The sequence below is a fragment of the Priestia megaterium genome (assembly GCF_009497655.1).
In the GTDB taxonomy this organism is placed as follows: domain Bacteria; phylum Bacillota; class Bacilli; order Bacillales; family Bacillaceae_H; genus Priestia; species Priestia zanthoxyli.
On the sequence record NZ_CP023317.1, the window covers coordinates 4,392,475 to 4,404,457 of the forward strand.

General features: G+C 39.8%; 12 protein-coding genes. 1 reads left to right on the top strand and 11 read right to left on the bottom strand.

Features of this window, described 5'->3' with window-relative positions:
* Window positions 1-9: 9 nt before the first annotated feature.
* The 5 genes from queA to CEQ83_RS22535 all read right to left on the bottom strand — a co-directional run bounded on the left by queA (window position 10) and on the right by CEQ83_RS22535 (window position 3,721).
* Entirely contained in the window at window positions 10-1,038 is a 1,029-nt protein-coding gene (queA, locus tag CEQ83_RS22515) for a tRNA preQ1(34) S-adenosylmethionine ribosyltransferase-isomerase QueA (protein WP_028411696.1), read from the bottom strand.
* Window positions 1,039-1,061: 23 nt separating this feature from the next.
* Window positions 1,062-1,262, bottom strand: coding sequence for a DUF2905 domain-containing protein (locus CEQ83_RS22520; protein WP_028411697.1), 201 nt, complete (start codon window positions 1,260-1,262; stop codon window positions 1,062-1,064).
* Entirely contained in the window at window positions 1,259-2,260 is a 1,002-nt protein-coding gene (ruvB, locus tag CEQ83_RS22525; protein WP_028411698.1) for a Holliday junction branch migration DNA helicase RuvB, read from the bottom strand. Before ruvB ends, CEQ83_RS22520 begins: the two co-directional genes overlap by 4 nt.
* Before the next feature lie 16 nt (window positions 2,261-2,276).
* Window positions 2,277-2,888 carry a Holliday junction branch migration protein RuvA gene (ruvA, locus tag CEQ83_RS22530; protein ID WP_028411699.1) on the bottom strand — a complete coding sequence of 204 codons (612 nt, stop codon included), beginning with the start codon at window positions 2,886-2,888 and terminating at the stop codon, window positions 2,277-2,279.
* A 296-nt stretch (window positions 2,889-3,184) separates the two neighbouring features.
* The gene (locus CEQ83_RS22535; RefSeq protein WP_028411700.1) at window positions 3,185-3,721 is read right to left on the bottom strand and encodes a BofC C-terminal domain-containing protein; all 537 of its coding nucleotides are present in this window, start codon (window positions 3,719-3,721) and stop codon (window positions 3,185-3,187) included.
* 291 nt (window positions 3,722-4,012) lie between these two features.
* Between CEQ83_RS22535 and CEQ83_RS22540 the strand changes: the two genes are divergently transcribed.
* Window positions 4,013-5,092 carry a YsnF/AvaK domain-containing protein gene (locus CEQ83_RS22540; protein WP_028411701.1) on the top strand — a complete coding sequence of 360 codons (1,080 nt, stop codon included), beginning with the start codon at window positions 4,013-4,015 and terminating at the stop codon, window positions 5,090-5,092.
* 103 nt (window positions 5,093-5,195) lie between these two features.
* On the opposite strand, the gene CEQ83_RS22545 is transcribed toward CEQ83_RS22540, so the two are convergent.
* From CEQ83_RS22545 to nadB, 6 genes are all read right to left on the bottom strand, one after another.
* Window positions 5,196-5,855 (bottom strand): YhcN/YlaJ family sporulation lipoprotein, encoded by a 660-nt coding sequence (locus tag CEQ83_RS22545; RefSeq protein ID WP_033579658.1) that lies wholly within the window; start codon window positions 5,853-5,855, stop codon window positions 5,196-5,198.
* 94 nt (window positions 5,856-5,949) lie between these two features.
* Window positions 5,950-6,915: a phosphotransferase gene (locus tag CEQ83_RS22550; RefSeq protein ID WP_228123022.1), complete on the bottom strand. Its 966-nt coding sequence runs from the start codon at window positions 6,913-6,915 to the stop codon at window positions 5,950-5,952.
* A complete protein-coding gene (safA, locus tag CEQ83_RS22555; protein ID WP_099000507.1) occupies window positions 6,905-8,185 on the bottom strand; it encodes a SafA/ExsA family spore coat assembly protein in 1,281 nt (426 codons plus the stop codon). Before safA ends, CEQ83_RS22550 begins: the two co-directional genes overlap by 11 nt.
* A gap of 214 nt (window positions 8,186-8,399) precedes the next feature.
* On the bottom strand, window positions 8,400-9,500 hold the full coding sequence (gene nadA / locus CEQ83_RS22560; RefSeq protein ID WP_155017585.1) for a quinolinate synthase NadA: 1,101 nt from the start codon (window positions 9,498-9,500) through the stop codon (window positions 8,400-8,402).
* On the bottom strand, window positions 9,457-10,350 hold the full coding sequence (nadC, locus tag CEQ83_RS22565) for a carboxylating nicotinate-nucleotide diphosphorylase (RefSeq protein WP_028411706.1): 894 nt from the start codon (window positions 10,348-10,350) through the stop codon (window positions 9,457-9,459). Before nadC ends, nadA begins: the two co-directional genes overlap by 44 nt.
* Before the next feature lie 35 nt (window positions 10,351-10,385).
* Window positions 10,386-11,930, bottom strand: coding sequence for an L-aspartate oxidase (gene nadB / locus CEQ83_RS22570; RefSeq protein WP_028411707.1), 1,545 nt, complete (start codon window positions 11,928-11,930; stop codon window positions 10,386-10,388).
* Window positions 11,931-11,983: the final 53 nt, after the last annotated feature.

Below are 11,983 nucleotides of genomic sequence, written 5' to 3' on the forward strand. Positions count from 1 at the left end.
CATGTTAAATTACACGATTAGCATCGCGTCGCCGAAGCTGAAAAAGCGATACTTCTCTGCTACAGCTTGTTCATAGGCAGAAATGACGTTTTCTCTTCCTGCTAAGGCACTTACAAGCATAATGAGCGTAGATTTTGGAAGATGGAAGTTTGTAATCATTCCATCAATTGCTTTAAATTCATACCCTGGGAAAATAAAAATATTGGTCCAGCCTGAAGAAGCAACAAATTTTCCGTTATGCTCAGTTGCAATTGTTTCAAGAGTACGGGTAGAAGTTGTACCTACTGAAATAATGCGTCCGCCTTTTTCGCGTACGCTGTTTAGTAAAGCCGCGGTTCCTTCACTCACTTGATAAAACTCTGCGTGCATATCGTGCTCTTCTAAGTCGTCAACGCTGACTGGACGGAACGTACCTAATCCGACATGAAGCGTTAAAAATGCAATATGCACACCTTTTGTTTTTAACTGTTCAAGCATCTCTTCTGTAAAGTGAAGACCTGCTGTTGGCGCTGCTGCAGAACCTTGCTCACGGGCAAAAACCGTTTGATAGCGCTCTTGATCATCCAAACGTTCTTTAATATAAGGCGGCAGCGGCATTTCTCCTAACTGTTCAAGCACCTCATAAAAGATGCCTTCATAGTTGAATTCTAGCAAACGTCCGCCTTGATCGCTCGTTTCTTTACATACAGCAGTCAGACGTCCGTCACCAAACGAAATAACCGTTCCTTCTTTTACTCTCTTAGCCGGTTTTACAAGCGTCTCCCACGTATCGCCTTGTGTTTGTTTTAAAAGCAATACTTCAATATTAGCACCTGTATCTTCTTTTGTGCCAAATAAACGTGCAGGAAGAACACGCGTATCGTTTAACACTAAACAATCTCCTTCTTGCACATAATCAAGAAGGTCATGAAACATATGATGTTTCACATTTCCTGTTTCTTTGTTTAATACCATGAGTCTTGATGCATCTCGCTGCTCAAGTGGTGTTTGCGCAATCAATTCTTCTGGTAAATGAAAATCAAATAAATCTACTTTCAAAATGTTCACCTGTTTCTACTTAATTATTTAAACCTGCCAATTACATAAAAAATAAGTGATAACACAACGCTTACTAGGATACATGTCACAATCGGGAAATAAAAGGTTGTATTTCCTTTTTTAATAAAAATATCGCCAGGAAGCTTGCCAACGAACTGCCATAACAGCCCAATGACTACTAAAATGCCTCCTAATGTGATCAGCATCTTAGGCATATCATTCACTGATCAGGCACCTCCAGCTGAAAATGATCATAAACCAAAGGAGTCACAATTCGTCCTCGAGGCGTTCGCTGCAAAAAGCCAATTTGTAGTAAATAAGGCTCGTATACATCTTCAATCGTGTGAGATTCTTCACCAATAGTAGCTGATATTGTATCTAAGCCTACAGGCCCGCCTCTAAATTTTTCAATAATCCCTCTTAATAATTTATGGTCAATATGATCAAGACCTAAACGGTCCACCTGTAACATTTCTAATGCTTCAGTAGCAAGGGTTTCAGTTATAGCTCCGTCTCCTTTTACCTGGGCAAAATCTCTGACTCTTCGAAGCAAGCGATTCGCAATACGTGGAGTTCCCCTAGCACGCCTAGCCATCTCAAACGTCGCTTTCTGATCAATCTCTACATCTAAAATAGCTGCTGTTCTTTCTACTATCGAAGCAAGATCTTCTTCTTGATAGTATTCCAAACGGCTTAAAACGCCGAAGCGATCACGTAAAGGAGAAGATAAAAGCCCTGCTCTTGTTGTTGCACCTACTAGCGTAAACGGAGGCAAATCAAGACGGACAGAACGTGCACTCGGCCCTTTTCCAATCACAATGTCCAAACAGAAGTCTTCCATTGCTGGGTACAGTACTTCTTCAACTGAACGATTTAATCGATGAATTTCATCAATAAAAAGCACATCTCCAGGCTCTAAGCTGGTTAAAACCGCGGCTAAGTCGCCTGGACGCTCAATGGCTGGCCCTGAGGTCGTTCGGATTTGCACGCCCATTTCATTAGCGATAATAGTGGCAAGGGTTGTTTTACCTAATCCTGGAGGACCATATAAGAGCACGTGATCTAACGTTTCGCTTCGCATTTTGGCAGCTTTAATAAAAATGTCAAGATGGGATTTTACTTTATGCTGACCAATATACTGCTGTAAGGTTTGCGGCCGCAAACTTTGCTCGATGATTTCTTCTTCACCAAGAACATCTCCCGTTACAATACGATCGTCCATTTTACTCCTCCCTTACTTATTGTTTCAATAATCGTTTTAGCGCTTCTTTAATATACTGATCTGTTGTCATCGTTTCCTTCATTAAAGCTGGAACAATTTTTTTGATTTCTCTTTCTGCGTAACCTAATACTTTAAGTGCTTCAATCGCTTCATCGAGTGCTTCTGAACTTTGAGATTTGACTTCTTGTGCGTCCAAATCTGCAAATAAAGAAGGAACGGCATCTGGCACAATATCATGCAGCTTTCCTTTTAAATCTAGAATCATCTGTCGAGCTGTTTTTTTACCTACTCCTGGAAACTTAACTAAAAACTTCTCGTCTTCCTCCTCCACAGCTTGGACAACCTGCGCTGGATTACCTGACGCTAAAATAGCTAAACCGCCTTTTGGGCCGATTCCTGACACGCTAATTAACTTCATAAATAAATCCTTTTGTTCTCGCGAAGCAAACCCGTAAAGTGCAATTACATCTTCTCTTACATATTGATAGGTGTAAACCGTTTTTGGTTGTTCATCAATTGAAAACACGTATGGATTCGGCGTAAAGACCTGATAGCCTATTCCGTTGTTTTCAATTACTATATACTCAGGATTTATATATGTAACCGTGCCTTTGATATAATCAAACAATAAGCTCTCTCCTTACTCACGTACGCGCGGGCAGTGACCTTCCATCTTACCTATGAAGAGTCCTGCCCGCATCGTTCTCTATTTTCCTTTACAGTTCCTTTTAAAAAGACGTTCAAGAGAACGTTCGCCTCTTTTCATCTTTCTCAACCCACTTTTACAATAGCTGTAAAAAATAGAACCGCCCACTTTTATTGATGAATGACCTTTTAAGTTATATACAATACTAGACTGCTGAATACCATTTTAACATATCGCCAAAAGCAAATAGAAGCAATTTAGAATGTTGAATTCAATAATTATTTTACCATACTAAAAAACGGCTGCTTGATCGAAAGCGGCCGCTGCTGGAGCTGATAGATTTTATAGAAATTAATGAGGGAAAGATATTCATCTTTTGATTGAACGCGAATACCTTTCTTTAATTGTTCATGCTGATAGCTTTCAAGCCTTTTGATGTCAATTTGAAAAAACGACTGTATAATGTGCTGCGACGAAGCTGGCTTGCCTTCAAATGCTGAGAGAATACCGTTAACAGAAAGCCCTACGTAGCCGTTGTCTTTTAAAATAGGTGAAATATCGTCTATGCTTGTTCTAAAAACTAGCTCTCGATCGGTTTCTTTAAGCAGTCGCCAATTTTTATATTTTTTCATTAATTGTTTTTTTGTCATAGAAGGGCTTTTGATCATCTCTTGACTTACGACTCCATCCACATACACGCGCTCAAGAAATAATGTCATCGGCTCCTTTTCATTCGCATCTGCACGGTATGGCATTATACAAAGCACAATACTTACTAGCATTAAAAAAGCTGCTTGATGAATGACTTTCTTCACTCACCTTCACCTCACACGTTAATCATACTCTTTTTAGTATTATCTAAAAAGGTTTTGTGAAAATCTACACTAATAGTTTGACCTACTTATTTTCTTTTATCCTCTTATTTTATGAAGCGAATCCTTTTCACGATATTATGTTAAGAAAACATGGAGTATTTGTTACATTTGCACACTATTTGTAAAATTTTCTCTTAAACGTTTTAATTAAATTTTCGCAGGGTATGTACATAGTGGAAGTAATTGTAAGGACTTCTATTATCTATTTTCATAAAAAAGGGAGCTGAAGTAATGAGAATGAATAAACGTGTAGTCGGAACTTTTTTTTCAGAAAAAGAAGCTTTAGATGTTATCCATAATTTAAAACGTCAAGGTTATCGAGAAACAGACATCATGGTCATTTCTAATAGTAAAAGCAATACATTTCAAATAGGTCATGATACAAATGTAATTATTGAAGCTGGTTCGCCTGCCGTAAGTTCATTAGCTGGCGTCATGATGGATAACTTTTTTACCATGATGACAGGCGGCATGGGGCTCAAACAAGGAAGCGGCTTGAAATCAAAATTAATCCGCATGGGCATCCCAGACATCTCAGCCGTGCAGTGCGAGACAGATGTAGCTGCTGGTAAAATTCTAATTTTGATAGATGCCGTAAGCTCTGAACAAACTCCAGCGTACGGAACCTATACGGAACACAACGAGCATAGAGCTGTCCAACTGCGTGAAGAAAAATTAGATGTCTTAAAAGAACGCGTTCAAGTAGGTGAAGTAAAACTCCACAAAAAAGTAATAGAGGAAGAAAGAACTGTACACGTTCCTGTTACAAGAGAAGAGTTTTATATTGAACGCCGCCCTGTAATTGACGGAGACTATAACGCTGGCCCACTTACAGAAGATGAAATTATTCGTGTTCCAATCATGGAAGAACGAGTAGAAATAACCAAAAGACCAGTTATTGTTGAAGAAGTAATTATAGGAAAAAAACTTATTCAAGAAACAAAAGAATGGACTGAAACGATTAAGAAAGAAGAAGCAAGCGTAGAACCTGATGGACTCGCGAGCCCTGAAGTATACGAAAATATGATGAACTATACAGACCATACTTACGCTCAAGTTTCTGCAGCTCTAGCAAGCGACGTGGAAGCTGAATACGAAAATAGTCAGACAACTAACAACGAGAAGCCAAACACACAAGCTAATAAGACAAGCTCTTCTGCAAAAAATGTTAAAAATACAAAGAGTGTCGCTACGGCACCAGCAGATACGAAAAAAAGAGAAGGTCGCCTCAAACAAAACGAAACTAACGCTCAAAATGAAGAAGCGGAATCTAAAACAACAAACAAATCTGCTTCTAACAAGAAAAATTAATAGTTACATGTTCGAGGAATAGCTGCCTGGCTTCAATGGCAGCTTTTTTATATGTATTCTCATCAAAAAAACAGCCGCCCTTCACAGACAGCTGCTTCTTCATTTAACGATGTTTATGATTGACATTCTCATCGACTGATTCAAATAGACCATTGAAATTAGTTTGAATCGTATTTCGGTCTTTTCCATTTCGAATATCGTCATCAAGAGAACGAGCATTCATAAATACATCGTGATCTACTTTTACTTGAACATTGTAGTCCTTCGCAATAGGCTTTACTTTATCGAGCACATTTTGTCTTAAACGGCCGTTATTTATGTCTTTGGCAGGATCCACAGCAACTAATAGCTGATCTCCACGGACAACGGCGCGACTATTTTCTACACCTTTAACGCTTGCAGCTCGATCAGCCACTTTTTCCGTAAAGTCTCTTGGATAATCTTCACCGTAATACATATTAGCCACGCCATTTGTACGATCATTTGTATTATTGATGTTTCCATAAGGGTTTGTCGGATTGTCAAAACGTCCATCACTTACGTTTAACGGATAATTAGGTGTTCCATTCCCATCTAAAACTTCAGTCATTGGACCTTTCGGATTATCTACGCGATGTTCATTCGCTTTTTCATTTGTATGATACCCAACAGGCTGTGTCGTATCTGTATAGCGTTGTTCCATACCTTGGTCTTTGTTATTGCAAGCGCCAAGTCCCATCATACATGCAAAAGCTAAAGAAGTTGCTACATACCTATTCAACATAATCGCCCCCTAATTTAAGCTCTATTTACTCTGAGCTTACTATTAGGATTAAAAGACAAGCCGTTTCTTATTCGATGAAGTGTTTATAAACTCTTTACATGTCATGTAGGTTTTGTAAGTGCTGGTAAATCACTCGATAAAACCGTGTACGCTGTGACCATTCTTCAACTGATTGCTGCATTAACCTTTGACGGTTTGCCCATGATAAAGCAGAGGGGTTTATATTCCAGTTTCTCATCAGCATCGATGGAAATAGCAAAGAAGCAAGAAAAAAACGCTGCTTGCTTAATTCTTTTATTTTCGAGTGTTGAAGTAGTTCTTTCATCGACCACTGGACGTAAGGCAAAAAGCGCTGGGCCAGCTGAACATAGTCATAAAGAGCAGGAGCTTTAGCCGCTAAGTCAAAATCAATCATAACAATATCCAAGTGGTTTGTTTTCAAGAAATTATGTGAAGCAACGTCACCATGAATAATGGAGTGGTTCAACTGACTATCTCTGAAACGCTCCATTAAAACTAAAGCTTTTTCCCCCCAAGTCACAATATCTTTATATACATGAAATTGATTACACTCTTTAAATATATACGACGTTTCTCGAAAAGAGGAAAGCCGCTTTTTCCATTTTAAAATAAGATCATATTCAGGAAGCTTTGTATACGCAGCTATTTTCTTTTTACGAACTTCTCCATGATAGCGGATCAATGTTTGTAATACCTCTTCCCGATCCTGAAAACTTTCGTACGTTATCTCTTTTACTTGCTTAACAAAGGGCATCATCGCCCAATACAAATGACGGTCCTTTATATAAAGTTCACCTTCTGGGTAAGTTTCAAAATTAACCGCATACCCCTGCTTAATTTGAGATAAAACGTGATAAACATGTTCAATTTTACCTTTGTCTCTGTATGCTTTTATTACTTTTCTTCCTTTATTCGTATCCGCGATGATGACGTGAGGCTTTTTCATACGGTAGGTCTCAACGTGAATATCTCTTTTTTTCAAATAGAGAAAGAGACGATTTAAATTAAAATCGTCTCGTCTATAATAATCAATCTTCATCTTCGTCGTACTCATCATATTCTGGAATACTAAATGCATTTGGGTCAAACGCAGGATACGGAGGTACACCAATCATGCCATATGGGGCTGGATAGAGTGCCCTTGGATCCTGAAAGCCGTAAGGTACCGGCTGCTGATACTGTGGATAAGGCTGCTGTGTGGCATAGTCGTCAGGTCTTGGTTCACCGCAGCCGCAGTCTCCTTGCTGCTGTGGGACATAGTGCTGCCCATAATGGTAAGGCACGTTTCCAAAACCTTCCGAAGAACTTTCATAATGTCCACCTGTCATGGCTCCCTGCACTTGTGGATACATTGGTGCTTGATGATAGGCCGGATAAACGGGCTGCTGATATCCCCATGGAGGCGGACAAGGAGAGCATTGTACCGGTCCATAGCAGCTGTGTGGCATCATTGGATACATTGGCATCGGTGCCATATGAGCACCCATTGCATGTTCTTCAAACGATTCGTTTTCATAACCGTGATGATACATTGGAGCCTGTTGATACATTGGCATTGGATACGGCTGTGGTGCATACATTGGCGGATGACACGGCATATAATTAAATCCGTAGCCTGGCATCACAGGCGATATCGGCGTGATTGGATAACATGGCATTTGAGGAGGCATTTCGATACTCTCCATTTCAGGACTTTCTGGCGATTCATGCTTTGGCAGTTCTTTTGGCGCTTCTTTTTTTGGAGCCTGCATCGCCATATTAACCGTGTAATAGTTGTTAATATCAATCTCAGGTGCAATCGGCTTTAATTTAGGAAGCTTTGGTGCAACAGGCATTTCTTTTTTAGGCTGCGCAATTGGTGCCTCTTTTTTAGGCTGCGCGACCGGCGCTTCTTTCTTTGGCTGCGCAATGGGCGCTTCCTTTTTCGGTTGAGCAATCGGTGCTTCTTTCTTTGGCTGCGCAATTGGTGCTTCTTTTATCGGCTGCATAAAGGGCGTCTGAGCAGGCTGATTAGCTGATTTATTGTCATCTGAACTTTCATCAATTTCCGTTACTGGATAAGCTTTAGTGGATTGGTCACTATAAGGGTGTTGAACTTTAGGCATTTCTTTTATACCAGGTGAAGGAGCTCCTTCTTTTTGAACAGGCACTCCGCTTGTCGGCACTTTAATTTTCATTCCAGGCATGATCATGTCTGGATTGCTTAATTGAGAATTCGCTTTTTTTAACTCTTCAAAATTAACCCCATACTTTTCAGCGATTTTCCAAAGGGTATCCCCTTTTTGAACGATATGGATTTTCAACGTCATTCCCCTCCCGAGTAGAGTCTCTGCCATCTATATGTGCAAAATCAAAGTAAGTTCTGTTTGTTCATCACAAGATATGCCTTGAACCATTTTTTTATTCATTTTGCCCACAGTTTGGTTCAAGTTTTTATGATAAAGAAAAAAAGACTTATCAACACAAACAATATGTCAATAAGTCTTCTTTTAGACCTTCTCTTTTCAATTGTCTTAAAAATCTTTATGCTCGTTCTAGCATATTCGTTAGCGCTTTGATTGCACCTTGCGCTGTATGCTTATCTACCTTGATTTGATTTACTTCTATTCCTTCTTCAATGCTTTCTAAAGCCCACAGCAAGTGAGGCAAATCAATTCGGTTCATCGTCAAACAAGGACACATATAGGGATTAAGCGAAACAATTTCTTTATCCGGATGACTGTTGATAATCCGTTTCACTAAGTTCATTTCCGTGCCAATGGCCCATTTAGAGCCTGAAGGAGCTTTTTCAATTGTATCAATAATATATTTTGTAGAACCTGCATAATCTGATTTTTGCACCACTTCATAGGAACACTCCGGATGAACAATAATATTCATCCTAGGCTGCTTCTCGCGTAAATAATCAATATTTTTAACCGTGAAATTTTCGTGCACAGAACAGTGACCTTTCCATAGAATCACCTTGATGTTGTTTATATCGCCTTCATATTCGAGCATTTCTTCAATAGGATTCCAAATGGCCATTTCATCTAGTCCAACACCTAAATCATAAGCTGTGTTTCTGCCCAAATGCTGATCTGGTAAAAAGAGAATGCGCTCTTTTTTAGAAAATGCCCACTCCACCATATTTTTTGCATTTGAAGATGTTACTGTTGCACCATCATGTTCGCCTACAAAAGATTTAATTGCAGCTGTAGAATTTACATACGTAAGCGGAATAATCGTATCTCCGAAAAGATCCTGCAAGACAGGCCATGCCTTTTCTGTTTGCTGAATAGTAGCCATATCAGCCATTGAACAGCCAGCTCGCATATCGGGTAAAATGACTTTTTGGTTTTCATCTGTTAAAATATCAGCTGTTTCTGCCATGAAGTGAACGCCGCAAAACACAATATGCTCAGCTTCTCTATTTTCAGCCGCTATTTGAGCCAGCTGTAAGGAGTCTCCTACCGCATCTGCAAACTCGTACACTTCGTCTTTTTGATAATGGTGGCCGAGCAGAAACAATTTGCTTCCGAGTTTTTTCTTGATTTCTAATACTCTTCTTTTCATTTCATTTTCTGTGAGCTCCGTATATTTAGCGGGCAGCGTTTGCTGCTGAAGCGTTTGTAATAAACTCATCATTTTCTGTTCCCCTTTCTGTTAATAAGTCCAAGCTGATATCGATAGACCCTGCTGAATGCGTTAAAGCTCCAAGTGAAATATAGTCCACTCCGCTGTCTCTAAAAGAATGGAGCGTGCCAAGCGTAATTCCACCGGATGCTTCTGTGACAATATGAGCGGGAACCAGCGGTATCCAATCTTTAATGACTTCTGGAGAACAGTTATCGAACATAATGACATCTGCTCCTGCCTCTATTGCTTCTAGCAATTGACTTTTATTTTCAATTTCTACTTCCACCTTAACCATATGTCCAAGCTGCTCTCTTACTCTCACAACAGCGTCTAGAATAGATCCTGCATGTGCAATATGGTTATCTTTTAACATGACGCCATCGTACAAGCCAAAACGATGATTATAACCTCCTCCAGCACGAACGGCATACTTCTCTAACATTCGCAGACCAGGCGTTGTTTTTCGCGTGTCACATATGCGGGTATGTGAGCTGCCAAGCATCGCTACGGCTTTGTGCGTCATCGTGGCAATGCCGCTCATTCTTTGAAGTAAGTTTAAAATTACCCGTTCACCGGTCAAAATAGATCGCACGGATCCTGAAACGGCAGCTATTTTATCTCCAGGCTTAAGAACATCTCCATCTTTTTTTTCGAAATCCACTTTCACATTAGGGTCTATTAAATGAAATCCTTCTTTAATCAATTCCACTCCTGCGATAATACCTGATTGCTTTGCCGTAAACACAGCCTTCCCTTGGTCAGACGGAGAAAAAATAGCTTCACAAGTTATATCTCCATCTCCAATGTCTTCTATAAAAAAAGAATGCAACAGTGTTTGTAATTTCAACGTGTTCATTATGCTACCTCACCTTTCTTTTTAGATTTCCTTGCTTATAAAATCAATGATTGTTTTGTTGAAGCAGCAGACTGCTTAATAATTCGCTTATGCTCCCACTCTTGCTTTTCATGCGGAAAGTCACTTCGGTAATGACCTCCTCTACTTTCTTTTCTTGCAAGAGAGGACTCGGCAATAAGCAGACCTGCAGTTAGCATATTGCAGATGGTTGCAGCTTCCCTCGAATATATAACTTCTTGATCAAGAGGTATTCCATCCAAATAATTTGTGAATTCATGCACAATGGTAGCCAATTCGTTTTCATGACGAATGATTCCTACACAATCCATCATTTTATGCTGAATTTGTCTTGTGGCAGGCAGTATTTTAGGCATGCCTTTATAGACGTAACGAACGGGAGTATAACGAGATACCGTTCTCGCTTTATGTAAAATATGACGCCCTGCCCGTTTTCCGAATACAAGACACTCTAACAATGAATTGCTTGCTAGACGATTTGCTCCATGAACGCCTGTAGAAGAAACTTCCCCCACGGCATACAATCCTTCAACACTTGTTTGTCCGTAAGCATCTACTTCAATTCCACCCATTAAAAAATGTGCGCCCGGAGTAACAGGTATTCGTTTTTTGTCCAATTGAATTTTATACTTTCGACACAGTGCCGTAATCGTAGGAAATTTTTGTTCAAAATGAGCCACTTTTTCAATGTCTAAAAATACGGATCTTCCTTTTTTCATTTCATTAAAAATCGTCCTTGCTACAACATCTCGCGGTGCTAAATCCTTAAAGAGATGAACGCCTTCCATTATGCGTTCATTCCATTCATTTACCAGTACACCACCTTCACCTCGAACCGCTTCGGATACTAGACCTTTCGCTTCCTTTTGATACAAAAGGGTCGGATGAAACTGAACAAATTCTAAGTCCGCTAATTTTGCTCCAGCCCTGTACGCAAGCGCTAGCCCATCTCCTGTCGCAAGCGGCTGGTTAGATGTATGCTTGTACAAAGCGCCGATTCCTCCGGTAGCAATAATGGTTTGGCGAGCATAATATATAGTAATTTTGTTGTTTTCACCTTGTCCGATAGCACCTCTACACGTTCCATCTACAGTTACTAAATGCTGAATCATTTCGTTTTCAATCACTGTAATATATGGCAGTACTTCTTTTTTCAAAAAAGCGAACAGCGCTTGTCCTGTTGCATCCCCACCTGCATGCAGAATACGATTGACACGATGGGCTCCTTCTTTTCCAAAATGCAGCGTACCATCTGGATTTTTATCAAACTTCATTCCTTTATGAATCAATTCATTTACTACAGCCGCACCTTCTTCCACTAAAGTGCGTACCGCTTGTTCATTGCAATGCTTATTGCCCGCAATCAACGTATCATAGAGATGTTCACTCCAGTGATCGCTGCTTCCAATAGCAGCTGCTACTCCGCCTTGAGCAAGAACTGAGTTATTGCGGTCAATTTTCCCTTTCGTTACCATTACAACTCTGTTATGACGACACAGTTCATAAGCTGCAGAAAACGCTGCTAATCCGCTTCCAATAATTAAAACATCCGTCTCTAACATTTTACACCTCTTTATTTACATGTGTCTTGACACCTATATTTACATATTATTAA